7 protein-coding genes and 8 pseudogenes are annotated in these 17235 nt (G+C 42.5%); 4 read left to right on the top strand and 11 right to left on the bottom strand.

Annotation, left to right across the window (positions count from 1 at the left end):
* Nucleotides 1–116 precede the first annotated feature (116 nt).
* A pseudogene (locus BIT28_RS29015) lies at nt 117–1254 on the top strand (IS1182 family transposase); the annotation flags it as partial.
* Between the two features lie 192 nt (nt 1255–1446).
* Here BIT28_RS29015 and BIT28_RS29010 read toward each other — a convergent pair.
* From BIT28_RS29010 to BIT28_RS13770, 5 genes and pseudogenes are all read right to left on the bottom strand, one after another.
* A pseudogene (locus tag BIT28_RS29010) lies at nt 1447–2140 on the bottom strand (transposase); the annotation flags it as partial.
* 739 nt (nt 2141–2879) lie between these two features.
* Nucleotides 2880–3186, bottom strand: a pseudogene (locus BIT28_RS29965) (hypothetical protein); the annotation flags it as partial.
* A gap of 303 nt (nt 3187–3489) precedes the next feature.
* Nucleotides 3490–3816 carry a CZB domain-containing protein gene (locus tag BIT28_RS30380; RefSeq protein ID WP_425439634.1) on the bottom strand — a complete coding sequence of 109 codons (327 nt, stop codon included), beginning with the start codon at nt 3814–3816 and terminating at the stop codon, nt 3490–3492.
* A gap of 147 nt (nt 3817–3963) precedes the next feature.
* Nucleotides 3964–4221 (bottom strand): annotated as a pseudogene (locus BIT28_RS30375) (methyl-accepting chemotaxis protein); the annotation flags it as partial.
* Between the two features lie 937 nt (nt 4222–5158).
* Nucleotides 5159–5771: pseudogene (locus tag BIT28_RS13770) on the bottom strand (IS6 family transposase).
* A gap of 233 nt (nt 5772–6004) precedes the next feature.
* Here BIT28_RS13770 and lpxM point away from each other — a divergent pair.
* A complete protein-coding gene (lpxM, locus tag BIT28_RS13765; RefSeq protein WP_075764592.1) occupies nt 6005–6970 on the top strand; it encodes a lauroyl-Kdo(2)-lipid IV(A) myristoyltransferase in 966 nt (321 codons plus the stop codon).
* A 219-nt stretch (nt 6971–7189) separates the two neighbouring features.
* Here the strand turns inward: lpxM and BIT28_RS30370 are convergent, their stop codons facing one another.
* The 6 genes and pseudogenes from BIT28_RS30370 to BIT28_RS13730 form a co-directional block, all read right to left on the bottom strand.
* Nucleotides 7190–7246 carry a hypothetical protein gene (locus tag BIT28_RS30370; RefSeq protein WP_425439633.1) on the bottom strand — a complete coding sequence of 19 codons (57 nt, stop codon included), beginning with the start codon at nt 7244–7246 and terminating at the stop codon, nt 7190–7192.
* A gap of 289 nt (nt 7247–7535) precedes the next feature.
* On the bottom strand, nt 7536–9191 hold the full coding sequence (locus BIT28_RS13755) for an FG-GAP repeat protein (RefSeq protein ID WP_175577530.1): 1656 nt from the start codon (nt 9189–9191) through the stop codon (nt 7536–7538).
* Between the two features lie 601 nt (nt 9192–9792).
* Nucleotides 9793–10002 (bottom strand): annotated as a pseudogene (locus tag BIT28_RS30365) (NirD/YgiW/YdeI family stress tolerance protein); the annotation flags it as partial.
* Nucleotides 10003–10476: 474 nt separating this feature from the next.
* Nucleotides 10477–11587, bottom strand: a pseudogene (locus BIT28_RS29005) (IS4 family transposase); the annotation flags it as partial.
* 67 nt (nt 11588–11654) lie between these two features.
* Nucleotides 11655–12755, bottom strand: coding sequence for a methyl-accepting chemotaxis protein (locus tag BIT28_RS13735; RefSeq protein ID WP_075764588.1), 1101 nt, complete (start codon nt 12753–12755; stop codon nt 11655–11657).
* Between the two features lie 713 nt (nt 12756–13468).
* A pseudogene (locus BIT28_RS13730) lies at nt 13469–14281 on the bottom strand (IS5 family transposase).
* Between the two features lie 270 nt (nt 14282–14551).
* Between BIT28_RS13730 and BIT28_RS13725 the strand changes: the two are divergent.
* Entirely contained in the window at nt 14552–16387 is a 1836-nt protein-coding gene (locus BIT28_RS13725) for an FG-GAP repeat protein (protein WP_175577529.1), read from the top strand.
* 333 nt (nt 16388–16720) lie between these two features.
* A complete protein-coding gene (locus BIT28_RS13720; RefSeq protein WP_075764586.1) occupies nt 16721–17194 on the top strand; it encodes a YgiW/YdeI family stress tolerance OB fold protein in 474 nt (157 codons plus the stop codon).
* Nucleotides 17195–17235 lie beyond the last annotated feature (41 nt).

The raw sequence follows: 17235 nt of genomic DNA, 5'->3' as shown, positions 1-17235 counted from the left end.
TTTAGATTGATGACAAAGGTCTAGCCTTATGGCTAGACCTTTGATCTAATAAGGGTATCGAAACACAGATATCCCGGCATGTTAAAAGAACCTTCGCCACAGCAATACGAACTCGAAATGGGCGCCCACCTGTCTACCCGGTATGCTTATTAAAAGTTATCCTACTCGATTATATCTTCGAGCGCATTTTTACTAATATCACTCTGCAAGCAATGGGTGAAGACTTAGTCGCAGGGCAAGAGCTTTTCACTGACAGCAAATACCTCAAGGCTAACGCCAACAAGAACAAGTACCGCAATTAGCAGCAAGCGGTTCGTACCAGTGCATACCTTGAAATGCTCAATGAAGATGTTGCACAGGACCGAGAGGTGGAGGGAAAGAAGCCCTTAAAAGAATCAAAAGCAGAGCCAAAACCCAAGAATACCATAGTGAGTACCACCGACCACTGAAAGTGGCTTTATGACGCGTGACAATAAGCCTTAAGGGTTCTTCTATCTTGACCATCGCATCGTTGATGGCAAGCACGGCATCATCGTAGATACCTAAGCGTCAACTGGTAATGTGAACGACTCCCAACCCTATATCCAATGATAGGATCACACACTCAACCAGTTCAGGCTCAATCCTATTGCTGTGGGTATCGATGCAGGATACTTTACTGCGCCCGTTGCAGAATCCCTTGAACGGAGGGACATTCTTGGTGTCTTCGGTTATCGCAGACCATCGCGGACGAAGAATACGCTCAAGAAGAAACAATTTATCTATAACAAAGAGGCCGATATCTACTGCTGCCCGGCAGGCCAAGGGCTCATCTATAAGACTACATCGAGAGATGGGTATAGGGAGTATCACTCAGCGCTAAAGGAGTGTGCGTTCTGTTCCGTTCGGAGTGATTGTACTCAGAGCAAAAATATGGAAAAAGTGGTCACACGACATATCCACTTAGGGGCGGTAGAAAGAGTCAATCAGATGCGGCTATCTACTTATGGGAAAAAGACCTATCGGCGAAGAAGTGAAATGGTAGAACGCAGCTTCGCTGACTCTAAACAACACCATACTCACAGTTATGCTCACTTCCGCAGTTTAGCCAAGGTGTAGATGCAGTGTTGGTTGGTGGTAGCAGCTCAAAACATCAAGAAAAAAACGCTAGTGATGAGCTATTTACATAAAATGGGGCTCACTGAGGCTCAAATAGTGTTAATACTGGTTGAGACAGACTTGAGGAAGCGTCTAGTCCTTAAACCGAGTTGCTAGGAAAAATATCGTGATCGTGGTCTACAGCCGCTCATAAAATAAAACCCTACTTAAAAAAGTGGGGTTCGTCAGCAATCTGAGCATTTATATGCTGTTTTTATGACAGATACTTAATCTGGCTGATAGATCGTTTTCGTCATCATAATCGTCATTGCAAATTCGGTTATTTATATCGTCGTCATACGGGTTGTAAACGACCGTCCAGGCTATCCTTGCTAGTTTGTTGGCTAATGCTATAAATAGGTTTGCTGGCTCTTAAATCGATAAGCCACTGTCCAATAGCCTTTCCCGTTTTATCTGCTCTAGAGAGAACAGCTGTCGCTCCGTGTATAAACAACAACCTCAGTTGTTTTTTCCCCCGTTTGCTGACTACGAGCAACTTAGGTTTCTCTCCTGTGGAATATTGTCGTGGAATAAGCCCAAGCCAAACTGCCATGTTTCGACTGTTGGTAAAATTAGCGGCTGAACTGATATCTGCAAAACACAGGCTCGCTGTCATATCGCCAATCCCAGGCACTGTTTTGAGTATCTGTGTTAGATCATAGTGTTCAACGAACTGGTTAAGCTTTTTTGTCCTATCGTTTAATTTGTTCATTCAGATATGAATAGTGCTTATGAAGTCATTTTTGTTGCCTTTGACATAGGGTTTTACATATTGCGGTGGGATTAGTTTTACTTGGTGATTGAGCTCAAGACACTTACGAGCGAGCCAATGGGCAACCACAAGCCTCAAAGGCAATCATTATTGGGCATAGTTTAGAAAGAAATAGGATGAGATGGCTTCGGTTAACTTTTTACGCAATAGTTCTCGCCCAGCGTAGTCATGTCCGACAAGGTGGAAGCAATGTTTACCGAGATCTATGCCAAGAATATGTAAGGAAGGCATATGGTTCGCCTTTTTTGCCTACTCCAAGGGTAGGGGCTTGAGAGTTCGGCGGAACATATAATTAAGCCTGATAAATCTGATCAAAACATTAACATTAAAGAGTAACGCGAGAAAATCACAAAAATAAAACCAAAGAAAAGCAAGCGAAAGTTAACGAAAAGTGCTACTGTTTGCGTATTGTGGCGGTTGACTTAATCACATGGCGTGTAGATAAAGGAACATAAATGCGCAAGGAAGCGCATACAACCCCATGAAATAAGCAGGTAATCAGCGCTAAACAAGCGTGATCATGTAACGCCCAAAGACAACGAAAGCCGCCTAGGCGACCTTCCTACGATTCTGTTTACGGGGTTTATGTTGAAGCTCAAGTTATATATATCAATTAGCATATAGAGAAATGATCAAACATTACGCCAAGTTCACCCAAAAGCATTCAAAAGTACACTTAGTCATTCTGACAATACTGAGCCTGACAATCGCAATCAGCTCCTATCAACTACTAGAGCAAGAAAACCTTTGGTTTTCTTTGGGTATGTTAATACCAATTCCTTTTTTCGTATTCTTCGCAAAGGCATCAGAATACAAAAAAAAATACTTACAAAACTAGTTCGTTAAGTGCCCCTGCGTATTTCGGCCCATGCTGAACACTCATTCCGGTTCAATGTGAACACTTTTCTCACATTTCCGGAATCACTGTTCACGTTCCGCTGGAATCCCTTTCAACGTATTGATCTTCAAATTATTTGGTAACCTGTGTCCGATTTGAAGCAGGACTATGACTGCAAAGAGGATTGCAATGAATAAAATTCGGGTTTTGTCGCAAAGTTATGCTGAAGTACAAGCGTACCGATTTCCAGCCCAGTGCCTGGTTCATTTTTCCTTTCACTCTGCGGTGGCTTTGCTCGACAATATAGTTCTGGTATTTCACTTGAAGGACTTCAATGAGGTTGAGCATCAGGCCATGCTGCCAAAGCCCAATATTGATATGATGCCGTGCCAACGCGTTGGAATGGCTGCCGTCAATCACCACCTTTTCGGTTATCCATNTGGTTTTACTTTTGGCGAAGCAAATTATAACTCTTTACCATGCTGTTCAAAAAACACTCACGAAAGATCAACACGCCCTAGTACAGAAGAAACTGATTGTAAATGAATCAATAAAGGCTGGCTATGATAATGGAACTCAGGATAAAGGAATCATCGAGCATTATCTGAGCGCTTCAGCAAAGCCGTTAAGACGACTTATGCACGATGGGAATCCCGTTATATGGATTCCCATCTTCAATGTATTCCTTCCATTCGACGCAGCCATCCACCTCTACCTAGTAATACTGACCTATTACTAAAAGTTACTGCTGCTTAACTTGTGCTATTTCACATAGCAAGTTGTTCAGTAGCGCTGTAACAGTTTCAGCAGCACTTTCCATTTTAGCAATTAACTGCATAGCTTCATTTTCGTTACCCTCAGCAAAAGCCTCAAGTACTTTGCGGCCATAGGTGTGAACGTCAGCATGCGGTTTTTCTAACTGATGGTAAGAACGGCACCCTGAAAATAATTCTTTACCGCGGCCATGGTAGTACCAACACCCTAAGCGACACGTATAATGATTATCGACATCGGTATTGGCTAATTCACGGTTGTGGATACGTCGATAAACATTGGCCTTCCAAACCACATGGTCGATTTGAACAAGGCGAAGAAAAATAGCTGAATAGGTTTCGTCAACAAGGCGATAAAGCTCATCTGACTTAACGATTAGTGACGTCACGATTGTCACTAGCTCTTTGACTTCACCATGCAATTTTACACACTGCTTCTCAACATATTCTGAGCTTTGAGAGCATGATTGGGTGTTGCTACTGATCTCACTGACAACATTTTTAATCTGACTAGCAGCCCCACTTGCATTTTTCGCTAGCTGTCGTACTTCATCTGCCACAACAGCAAAACCACGACCGTGCTCTCCTGCTCGAGCAGCTTCAATGGCTGCATTAAGAGCCAATAGATTGGTTTGTTCTGATACATTATTGATGGTAGCAATAAACTTTCCGATATCTTCAGAGTTCACTCGTAATGCCATTAATGAGTCGCCACTATCTTTAATTTGTGAAACTTGCTCATTAAGAATGTCACGAAATCCATTTAAAATCGCAATACCATTTTGATTGTCGATAATATGTTGTTCTAATTGCTGCTTTAGCCCCTCTGCTGAACTCGCGATATTGGTTCGAATATGCTCCAGTGGCGATATTGAGTCTAACAGCAGGCCGGTAAATGCACGTTGATTCGCTATGGATTGCTGCAAGGTATTTAACGTACCCTGCTGATTGACGAGCTCTTTTTCCAACTCTTCTTTGGCATGCTGGTGCTCATTTAATTGTAACTGTAGTGCTGAGTTATCAATACTTTTGTCATTCTTTTTTATAACACCAAAATAGCTAAACATTATATTATTTACCGATATAACAGGACATTACGTTTTTTGACCGGGAGATAATAGCACCCGCTAATCAGCATGGTACTACGGATGAGATTGTGTTGATCTTGTTCATATAAAATTGGACACCAAGCTAAGGTCAAATACGATGGAGCTTAATTGCCGGGCGCTAAAACTGAGGGAGCGGGCAGTTTCGACAGCCATTATCCGTTTTCACAAATATCTTGCATCAATCTAATCCACAGTAATACGTCATAGTCAGCAATATCTCTTTGGTTCCAGAGCAATCATCAAGTAAATGGGCTCTTAAGTTCTTTAAAAATACGAAATTACAATTTGAAAAAAGAGAGGGAAATTTACAAAACCACACATAAAAAAAACATGAAAACCCTTTCCCCAAAATTCTCTTAGGGGTATTGTGCACATTTCATCGAAAAGTTCATTTCGCTGGTTTGGTCGCAAAGTTATGCTGAAGTACAAGCGTACCGATTTCCAGATGCAATTAGGCTGCAAATACGTAGAATTCATCCCAGACAGATAAACCATCAGGGTTGTCGAGCTGCCCATTTTTAATCATCGATCAAAGTTCTACACCGGCTAATGTGGCCTTTTCGCCTTCGTCAGATTTCCAGCCCAGTGCCTGGTTCATTTTTCCTTTCACTCTGAGGTGGCTTTGCTCGACAATATAGTTCTGGTATTTCACTTGAAGGACTTCAATGAGGTTGAGCATCAGGCCATGCTGCCAAAGCCCAATATGATATGATGCCGTGCCAACGCGTTGGAATGGCTGCCGTCAATCACCACCTTTTCGGTTATCCATTTTGGCTGATGACCTGTTGGAAAAAGGCTCTCGCCGCCTTTTCTTCTCGCGTATCACGCACTAGAAAGTCAATCACATCACCATATTTATCCACGGCTCGGTAATAATACTTCCAGTGACCTTTGACGTTAATGTAAGTCTCGTCCATCCGCCACGAAGAGGCGCCAGGCTTCTTTCTTCGGCGTGCCTGGTGCTCCAGTAGCGGGGCGAATTTGATGACCCACCGATTGATGGTTGAGTGATCAACGTGGATACCCCGCTCAGCCATGATCTCTTCGATTTCACGGTAGCTGAGCTTCTAAGAAACGTAGTAACGAACAACCTGGAGGATGATATCGGAAGGAAAATGCCGGCCTGTGAATTTGATGGTCATGATGTTGGAAGTGGTGAATGTTGGTGAAGATCATAACCTACCACTCCAGTTTGCGACAAAACCTTAAGCAGTAACAACTTAACTCTGGCACCTTGACGCCGTCCATCACATCACTACAGGCCTCATCGCTGAAAAGTTGAAAAATTCCTCTCAATGTTCAACTGCTATTAAGCACTATTCCGTAAATATTGCGCATATTATTCGGGTGACAGTAATCAGTAGGGGTCTATTAGTTGAAAACATCAGATAATCAAACTCTTTCTCAATACAATCCGACATTTCAGTGGGCTTTTTTACACCCGAAACATTGGGGAACATGGCTTAGCGTATTCGTCCTGATGTTGCTTTCCTTGCTTCCGTGGCGTGTCCGTGATCCTATTGCCAGTTTTTTGGGGAAACACGTTGGCCGCTATATCAAAAAATCCCGTCATCGGGCACGTGTCAACCTGGCATTGTGTTTTCCGGAAAAAAGTAACGAAGAACGTGAAGCCATGGTTGATAATATGTATATCTCCGCGTCACAGGTAATCTTGGCAATGGGTGAGCTTAGCCTCCGTGGCCGCAAACACCTGCAACAACGGACCCAAGTCTTTGGCCAGGAATACCTCGATGGAATTGTTTCAGCAGATCGTCGGGTAATAATGCTTGTCCCCCATTGTTGGGCCATAGACTTTCCGGGTGTCTACTGGGCGTCGTTAGGTTTTCCTGTAGCTGCAATGATGAAGCCACAATATCGCCAACCTATTTATGACTGGCTAATTAGTCGTCAGCGCCTTCAATATGGCGGCCGTTGTCATGCTCGACAAGACGGCATAAAACATTATTTACGCTCAATAAAAGAAGGATACCTAGGCTACTACCTGCCAGATGAAGACTTTGGGCCCGAACAAAGTATGTTTACCAATTTCTTTGCAACACAAAAGGCGACGTTCTCCGGTTTGGGGAAGATTGTCCGCCTCACAGGTGCGGCTATCGTACCGATGATGCCCGTTTATAACAATACGACTGGTAAAGTAGAAATCCATATTCATCAAGAAATAAAAGGGCTACCAACAGGCGATCCTCAACAAGATGCCAATCTTCTGGCCCAAGCACTGGAGGCTATGGTAAGTCCTTATCCTGAACAATATATGTGGATTCTACAGTTGTTAAAAACCCGGCCAGATAAAGCAATAAACCCCTATAAGATGGTTTATTGAGGGCTTGTTGCGCGACTAAAGCTATGTGTTTTTTGATACGGTTAGGCGGCCCGGTAACGATTGAGCACACCGAGGTAGGTGAAGCTCTTGCAGTATAGCCTTACCAGGCAGCATTTTGTTGTGCGCTCGATCTATAATCGGGTCGTGACGCCAACTTGTTGAACCAGCGCCTGCAGAACCCACGCTCAATGAATGTGCTAATGACCTTGCCATGCTTTCTTAAGATTTAGAGAAACCAATGGGTTTGCGATTCATTCGATTTAATCGCTCTCTCAATGCCAGATTATGTCGTTCTATACTCTGGGTGAATAAGTGCCCTGTTCAGGAAGACTTGATGATTAAAGTCTAAAATCNCTGTGAATTTGATGGTCATGATGTTGGAAGTGGTGAATGTTGGTGAAGATCATAACCTACCACTCCAGTTTGCGACAAAACCGTCAAAGTTCAGGTATGTGAAAGGCCGCATGATAGCGACCTTTCAGTGTACAGTTCAGTGTTCATTACGGGTATTATGTTCAATACGAACCAAAACATCACATAAAAAAACAGGTTAAAATTTATTTAGTTAATATATATAAACAGAACCAAACTCATCAGATCCACTGACATCACTCCCTACCGATAGAGTATTACCATCCGAACTAAGTGAAACAGACACTCCAAAAAATTCCGAAGATAAGGTGTTTGCAGACTTAACATAAGAACTCTGACTCCATACATCCCCCTGACGCCGAAAAACATAAACAGCTCCAGAATCCTCCGCATCATTATTTACTTGCTCGGAATCAATGCCCTGTGCATCCGAATCCTCTTCCTCCGCCCCTACAGCCAAAATTGTTCCATCGGCACTTAGTGACACATCTGCGCCAAAACTATCTCCACTCTGTGCATTGGAAGCTTTGATATAGGCTTGCTGAGTCCAAGACCCTGCCGAATGAGTAAATATGTACACAGCGCCAGAATAAAAGGCATTGTGATTACTATCGTCACCGCCTGGCCCTATATCACTAGAATCTTCTCCTATTGCTCCTACTGCTAATGTAGCTCCGTCAGCACTAAGCGACAAAGAATATCCCAAAAGATCTTCAGGCTGTGGATATTCAGTCTTGAAAGATGCTTGCTGCTCCCAATCATCTTCATTTCTAACGAATATATATACGGCACCAGACCTCTGTGGATCGTGACCAAATGCTACTCCTCTAAAGCCATATGCATTAGTACTTTCCCCAATAGCTCCGACAGCTAAAATATTTCCATTTCCGCTGAGTGAAACAGACCAACCAAATTGATCACCTGAAAATGCATTAGAAGCCTTAAGGTAAGCCTGCTGGCTCCATAAATTTTCCGTTCGATAATAAATGTATACTGCTCCTGAGTTCTCTGCATCATTGTTGTCCATATCACCACCAACGCCAATACTGCTCGAGTCCTCACCGTCAGCCCCTATAGCTAAAGTACTACCATCGGTGCTTAACGACAGAGATAGGCCGAAGTTATCACTCGGCTCGACATAATCAGCCTGGAGGATCGCTTGCCGTGTCCATTTGTTTTCTGAACAAACATAAATATGAACTTCACCTGAGAGGGAGTTATAAAAAGCAATAGTATTACCATCAGCACTGAGTGAAACCGTGGAACTCCCCCCCTCGATTGGAATTGCATGTTTTTGCCATTGATCATTTAAATTATTGAAAATAAAAACATAGTTTTCAGACCCAACGGCCAGGGTGTTTCCATCAGCACTCAAAGAGACATCCCACCCCATAGCATCCTGTATTCTTTTAGCTTGAATATGGCCAATAGAAGCCAATAATTCATCAGGGGATATAGTCATATGATTACTTAACATTTCACCACTTTGGTTAGAAGCAATCACGAAGAACTCTAGACCACTATTCAACAATTCATTATCAATTGAAACCTCATTTGACGTTGTTGACACCACATCTCCAATAGGTTCACAGTTTTTAAAGTATGCGGAGTTTTGACGGCATATTTGATATGTTTCAGCATTAATAGAGTCACTCCATTTAAAATTAAAACTCTTAGTTTTATCTGGTAACGCCCGTATATCTTGTAAATTAAAGGACTTTGGGACTGAGTCACTCTCAGTCGTTAAGCTCGTTGAAGTCTCATCAGACGTTAAGTTCGTTGAAGTAGAGCTATTACAACCAAACATAAGAAGGGAAAAAAAGAATATTATTGCATTGGTTTTATTCAAAATTAAGCCGCTATAAAAAGTTATAAAACGAACTTGTTTACAAGATAAAGAGTAAAAAAAATGTGTGTCCCTCTTACAAAACATCTAATTTGAACTTACATTCTCAGTGCGTTAAGTGCCCATAACGTTGAATCGATCGTTTTTTATCCGCAAAATCAGTGGCTAGATCCGGTAAAAAGAGGGAGTAACAACTATCAGGCCAAGCGTATAGATAACATGAAATCGTGATGCGGTGATGGTGCGTCTTGTCTCACACCATTAGCTCGATGACTCAAGACTCATCGAAAAAGAAATCAGAAAACAGTTAACAAACGACATGGACTAAATCGCATTAAACAAGAGCTAAAGCAAAAAGGACTCGACTCACTTGCGATAGAACAGGCTTTAGAAGATCTGGGTGTGGACAGGTTTGAACTCGCGGAAGAACTGAGAACAAAGAAGTTTGGTGGTGAAATGCTAGAAGATACCAAAGAGAAGGCCAAGCAGGCCCGTTATCTTTAATATAGAGGCCACTCAATGACCCTAATCATGGAGCTACTATCAAATTAAAAAGACCGCCAAGTGACGGTCTTTATTGTATTGCTTACTTTTGTCACGTAGATTAAATCGAAAATAAGGTGATTCGTTTGACATCAAAGTGAGGTTTTGAGAAAAATTCATTTTCATACTCACCAGTAATTCTCACTTTATCCTTATCAGAAAAAGACTCAACCTTATCAACTCGAATGTTTACAGGAATTTCATCGACACCACCTGTAAACAAGAACGTTTTATCATTGACTTGCTTAATAATATAACCTTCTAACGTAAAACTCTGGTCTTCAAACTAACTGTCTTTTTATGACAATTCTGCGATAGTGACCAAATCGATTGGTCCCGTATAATTAATGCTAGACTGAGTTCTGTTACGTTAAATTGGTAGTGAAAAGCCGTGATGTTATGACAAAAAAAAGCCGCCAAAACTAAAGCGACTCAGTAAAGTAATCAGGCTCAATTGGTGGGCCCTAAATTTTGGCTAGGTCTCTGCAACAAGAAAAACTATACTGACATAGATATTAATTAATATTAAACATAAAAATAAGAAATTAATGATTGTTGATGCGAAACCTAAAACCAGAAGGGAAAAAGTTTATATATGATCATTATTGGTTATCAATCATCAACAATGATCATGAATAAGTACATATTTAGCACTAGATTCAAACAGAATTAGCATTAAGGGTATCGTCTTGATTGCTTTACTCTTGTTCTGGTACGTTGAGTGACTGTTACGTTAAATCGGAATCTAACTTGCGCGATTGTGTAACAGGCAGAGGGCTAACAGGTAACCCTCAAGGATGGTTTGAAACATGAACCATCCTTCCCACAGCCTTTCCCAGCCAACCAGGCCATTACGTTTTGAGTCACATACCAACCCGCAAGCTTTCCGAGATTAATGTACGCCCAGTACAGGCTTGGGGCTTTCTTTGGCGGCTTTGATTTACTCTGTTTTGACCACAGGAGTTTCCACGCAGTGGGCTTAATATCGTCTCACAGCTCTGTTTTTCTGATTCTTCTTTGTTGAGCCCGAGGTAGCGCAGTTGGTGAAGCCGTACCGCGATGAAGGCCAGTACTACCACCACCCGCAAATCTTCAATCTGGGTGCCGCCGCTTTTCCAGGCCTTGTGGAACACCTCAATCAACCAGCGTTTCACGTAGTAGTCCAGAATGTGCTTCGCATCTTCCTTGGACTTGACGGGCTCTGACGTCAGGATATGCCAGCTAAGGCCGTTATCGCTGCCGCTTTCCTGGCAACCCACGTAATATAGCGGCACAGGCTCGCCAGTTTTGTTGGCCGGGATTTTTACCGTCACTGGCGCGTACCGAACGTCGCAAGTTGCCTTGCGAGCTTTGCGACCGCCTTTCTGTCTGACCTGGACCGCTCTGACATCGGCACGCTTCAAGGAGCCGCGGTACTGGTAAAGCTTCTCTGTACTTTCTTTGATACAGCGGCTCTGCATAGAGCGAACAACAAAGTGCTGATGGTTGAGACATTGTAGGTCAGGTACTCGATAATGTCAGCCTACCGGTCACAGACCGAGATAACTCTTTCCATGTCAGGACCTAGACGAGTTTCCATGGCACGTGAGGCACGCTCCCATTTATAGCTCTCTTTCTCTTCGTAGGGCCGACTCGCATGGCGTTGATTTTGCCCGTAGGCCTCTCGTCCAGCGTTCTTGCTCAATCAGCACGACGACATGTTGCTCATCCGGCGCAAACAGCAAGACGGAGCGCGCGTGCATGACTCTGGAGCGCATGTTCGATGTGGTATGCCCCATCTCCCCCCGCACTGTACGATGGGTTAACTCAAGCGAGGTCGCGTCTTCAAGAGCGAGCAGGCAATCATAGTGCCTGCTCGCTCGGCATTAACCATTTAGCTGGCTTTTTCCTTTAGATCTTTGTGTGCCCCTGAACTTAACAGCTTTACTTCGGTGACACATCATGAATTATGTCGTCTAGCAATCGATCAATTTTTGCCGCGACTTGTTCGCTGGCATCCTCCATCGCATGCAGTTGGTGGATGAGCGTGTTGTAATCATTGTTTGCCCCTGCTTGAATGGCAAAGCGCCCCAAGTCGTGTACTTTTTTATGCGGTTGGTCTATTTGACTGAAGCTCGGTAAGTGACTGTATTGATTGGCGCCATCTCCCTCGAAATACCATTTACCGAGCCGACACTCCGTATGGGTGTTGACAGTGGCATTGAAATCATGCTTTTCAATCATGCTGTATACATTGTTTTTCCAGACGACATGATCTAATTTCACTGTGTCTAAGAAAGTACGAGCAGTTGCAACGCTAATCACTCTCTGCATGTGTTGAGATCTAGACAATACATCTGTTACCACAGCATCAATTTGCTCGGATGATGCAGATACCTCTTCAGCACACTGTTGGTTTTCTTTAATCGTGGCTTTGATCTCATTGGTCTGATTGAGGACTTGGTTGACTAAGTCTTCTATTTTTCCACTGGCATCGTGTGCCTTACTTGCGAGAGCCCGCACTTCATCTGCAACCACTGCGAATCCTCGCCCTGCTTCACCTGCACGTGCAGCTTCTATTGCTGCATTTAAAGCGAGTAGGTTCGTTTGTGCAGAGATTTCTTGGATAGTCAGTACAAGTTGGCCGATAGAGACGGCGGTCTTATCTAAAGTCACTGCTGCTTGCATACTGTTATTTGCTTGATGGCCTATCTTTTCAGCACGATTTTCTAAACGTGAAAGTGCATCATGGGTTTGGATGAACGTCTCATCAAGTTGTTTAAGTTCATCATTTTCAGTCACTAAATTTTGAGCACTAGTGGCTAAACATTGTCGAATACTTTCTAACATGGAACTGCCACGTAAATGGCTGGCCATAAGTGCTGAATCTAGATGATTACACTGTTTTTCTTGTTGGAGGTTAGCTTCATTTATGGCCAGTTGCGCAACTAGCGCGTCAACCTCTTGCTTGTGCCGTGCTCGCTCTTTTTCAATTAGTTGTTTTATTTCGATGTTTTTATTTTTTTGTTTGCGGATTAAAAACATAAATAGATACCCAAATTAAATGCTGAAGTCATCTCTTTACCTAGCTATATGTTAAGTGATTGTTTCTATCGATCGTGATTTACCATAAAGCACATTTAATGAACCAAAAGTTCGGGAAATAATTCATTAATCAATATCTGCAAGTATCTAGTAGGAATTGAAAAATTCACGAAGTAAGAATTATTTTATCATTACTTTAAAATTCCTGTTAATTTTTGTTCCTACTATTTTAGTACCCTTGAATATTTTTAATATCATTTCCTTTTATGATAAATGAATACAATGATAATCGCGGGTAATCAAATTACATTTTGTTATGAAAATATTACTGGTTTTTATTTCGAGGGGTATTTTAAGTGGTTGCAACCGGGCGAGGCACAGCAATACTGGCGTGCCTCCATTGCTCCCACCCCTTATCTTTTTCGAACAACAGTTTGGCTGAATGAGGTATGTGCATAGTATATGGAAACTCAATTATGCGATGAGCTTACAGCTACTTAGCTTCCGCCGTAGTCGGACTACCGTTTAGGGACGTAATCTATGGAAGATTCAGTGTTACGAAGTTAGTATTAGAGTCAATGAACCAGCTCTCTTAAGAAGAGGATTTACCATAACACCGGCTTTGTTGCGTAAATAGAAATAAAGCCGAGCGAAGCCATCACTGATTTTGGTTAATCAACTCTGGTTGTTTGTGGCATGCCCAAGCTCGACAACTAATTTAAAGCTCGGGCAGCGGCATAGGCTTCGCCAATCTGAACATCATAATCTCGTAGGCTCAAGCTTGAGCCAAGAAGACGTTTATATCTCGACATCGCGGTTTCGGATATCGACCGCGAGTGATACCCCGATGTTTTCTTCCAGTGCTCATTGCTACCATGAATGCGTTGACAGGCAACAGCTTGATTTCTCGGGTGCCCCCTTTCCTGTATGCTGCACCGCTTCTTGGGGGATGAGTGGTTTTGCTTGTTTTCGCTTAATCGCTTGATAACATCGCCGAGTATCGTAAGCACCATCACTTGATATTGACTGGATTTTGCGATGAGTTTTCTTCAATAACTCAGGAAGAACTTTATCATCGGTAACTGTTGAAAGTGAGAGCTCAGCACTGACAACCTGATGAGTATCAACAGCAAGATGAAGCTTGCGCCATAAACGCCGTTTTTCGGCACCATGCTTCTTGGCTTTCCGTTCACCTTCACCGAAAACTTTAAGTCCAGTAGCATCAATGGCTAAATGGTGAATTTCACCTCTAACAGGTATTTTGATTGAAACATCAACGCTCTTTGCTCTTCGACTGATACGAGAGTAACTTGGGCAACGAAGTGACATATTCATTAACGCCAGTATCGAGTTAGTCAAGCCTTCCATTGCGCGAAAAGATAGGTTGAATAACCGTTTAATCATCAATGCCGTAGTGATGAATAAATCGGATGACTACCTCGACCACATCCACCAAGGTGGGAGGAACACTCCCATGACAATATCGCTTCCCCATCAATCCAGAAGGTTATTGAACCTCTGTTGATAAGATCTTGGTTATACTCTTTTCAGATGATGGTCTTGTAACGGGGCTTTGCCTTGCTCATGGTTGTCATATGTCATAGTGCAATGATGGTACATGAGCGATCAGATCGTCACTTTCGAAAAGAGTTCAAACTGATTCACGCAACAAGGCCCATAACACCCGTAAACTGAACAGAAGTGAATCGTCCATTTATTGGGGGGGTATATGTCTTGAACAAATTTTTCATACGACTTATGTATTAATTTTCATTTTATTACTGCGTGTAATGGTTATGTCTTATTTTAAAAAACATCAGTTTTTAGCTTTTGCTTTTTCATTCTTATTTTCTGGGTGTGGCGGTTCTACTTCAACTCCTGAGGTTAATGTAACGCAAAGCTTAGAACCTGAGTCTGGTCCAACGTCCAGTACGACAACGTCAACTTCTGAGGTGTATTTAATTCCTGGCGGGTTTAATTTACATTCAATTAATGCATCAACTAATGGAGCAAAGGCATTTCAGTTTTCTTGGTCTACTAGCAGCAATGCAGGGACATATACATTGTGCCGCAAGGATCAGACGAAAGATGATGAATGTGAGGTTCTTCAATCGAACATTGCGACTTCCAATACAGAATATGTGTTACCTGAATTGCTATCCTCGGAGTTAGTGAACCAAGATTTTTTTGTTATCGCGCATAATGGGAGTAACAGAACACTAAGTAACATCGTTCGTATGGATCAATCAACCTACTTTGCTGCAATTGGCTATCTTAAGGCCTCTAATGTTGATAAAAATGATAACTTTGGTAGCGCCGTAAGCCTAAGCTCCAGTGGTGATACGCTAGTTGTAGGTGCCCCTAGGGAGAGCTCTAGTTACAATGGCAAAGAGTCCGATAATTCAATATCGAACTCAGGTGCGGTATATGTTTTTAAGCAAGAAAGCTCTTTGTGGGTTCAACAGGCGCGCCTTAAAGCGTCGAATGCTGAGGAGGGGGATAATTTTGGTCGGTCCGTTAGTTTAAGTGCTGATGGCAACACATTAGCTGTTGGCGCTACCGGAGAGGATGCAGGGAGTAATGAAGGGGCGGATGGAAACTCAGAACCAGACTCTGGGGCGGTATATATTTTTGATCTTAATGGGGATATTTGGACTCAGCAGGCCTACTTGAAAGCCTCAAATGCTGATAGCTACGATTCTTTTGGTGAGGTTGTTAGCTTGAGTTCTGATGGGGGAATTCTCGCGATTGGTGCTTATGGCGAAGATGCCAGTACTGTTGGGGGGGAGTCGGATAATTCGTCAGGTAACTCTGGCGCGGTTTATATATTTGTACGCAACGGAGCAAGTTGGTCTCAAGAAGAATACTTGAAACCTTCTAATGCCGATAGTACTACTTCATATTCTTACCAATTTGGAAAGGCTATTAGCCTGAGCTCAGATGGAAGTGTATTGGCAGTAGGGGCCCCCAGTGAGGATTCAGACAGAACCGGTTTTACTTATTCATTAAGTGACTCTGGGGCCGTCTACATCTTTTCTCGGCTTGAAAATATATGGGTACAAGAAGCGTACCTTAAGGCTTCAAATGCCGAGCGTTCCGATTATTTTGGTTATTCTGTTAGTTTAAATTCTGATGGAAGTATACTCGCGGTAGGGGCTGTTGGTGAAGATGCTAGCGTCACTGGTGGCGTGAATGATAATTCCGAAATTTTATCAGGTTCTGTTTATGTGTTTTCAAACGATTCCGCTGGGTGGGCTCAACAGTCTTACTTGAAAGCCTCTAATGCTGAAGCGTGGGATAATTTTGGTCGTTCTGTAAGCTTGAATTCTGATGGCCGAACGTTGGCGGTAGGTGCCTCTAGCGAGAGCTCCAGTCATTTAGGTGGGGAGTCGGATAACTCAGAAGTTTTTTCTGGGGCTGTTTATGTTTTCACATATGGTGATATGGGCTGGGAGCAGAGTACGTACCTGAAAGCCTTAGAGGCTAAGAGCTTTGATCGCTTTGGTGATGCTATAAGTCTTAGCTCTGATGGTAGAACGCTAGCTATCGGTTCCCACGGTGAAAGTTCGAGTATTACTGATGGTGCAGGGGGGAATTCATCTCCTAACTCAGGGGCTGTATACCTGTATTAAACATCCCCCCATAAACCGAATCACAACAACGAGTTATGTTAGCGAGAAAGCTTCATACCTTTTTCATATCTGATAGTTAATTGTCAGATATGAAAGATGTGATATCAACTTTGACTGATTTATTCAGCTAGCAAATAAGACAGGATCGCTATTGGTGGCTCTTTTTGTATCTACATACCTCTCAGAGGGCATGATTACTTCTGTGTGATGTTACGCCTTTACCGTTGTTTTATAGACCTGAACGTAATGTGAATTGTGGGTTCATTAAACATTAAGCGGTGTTCTGTAAAGTACAGACTAAAAGAAATTTGGAATCAATAGTTAGGGCTGTATATGAATATTCAAAGTTTTGTCGAACAAGCAAAAGAAAAAATCAATAGTATTCGTGTGGAAAAAAAGCAATCTGTAGCCGCCGTTGCTATCCTTTCTACTTTATTGGTTGGTTCCGGTGCAGCTCTGGCATCTGATGGTGGCCATGACGGTAAACATGATGAGGGTGAAAATCATACTGTAACTCAGTCTAGCATTAACTATACGGGGCCGATTGATTTGGTCACTATCGCAGAACTATCAGAAAAAGACAGTTGGTTTGAAGACCAGAGCTTTACGTTAGAAGGTTATATCATTAAGCAAGTCAATGAAAAAACGTTCTTGTTTACAGATGGTGTCGATGAAATTCCTGTAAACATTCGAGTTGATAAGGTTGAGTCTTTTTCTGATAAGGATAAAGTGAGAATCACTGGTGAATATGAACATGAATTTTTCTCAAGCGCTCACTTTGATGTCAAACAAATATCCTTATTGTAGAGTCAATCAACACGAGAAAAGTAATACGATAAAGACCGACA

Origin of the sequence: Photobacterium proteolyticum, from assembly GCF_001939735.1 — a bacterium.
In the GTDB taxonomy this organism is placed as follows: Bacteria; Pseudomonadota; Gammaproteobacteria; order Enterobacterales; family Vibrionaceae; genus Photobacterium; species Photobacterium proteolyticum.
This window is presented reverse-complemented; position numbering and strand designations above follow the sequence as displayed.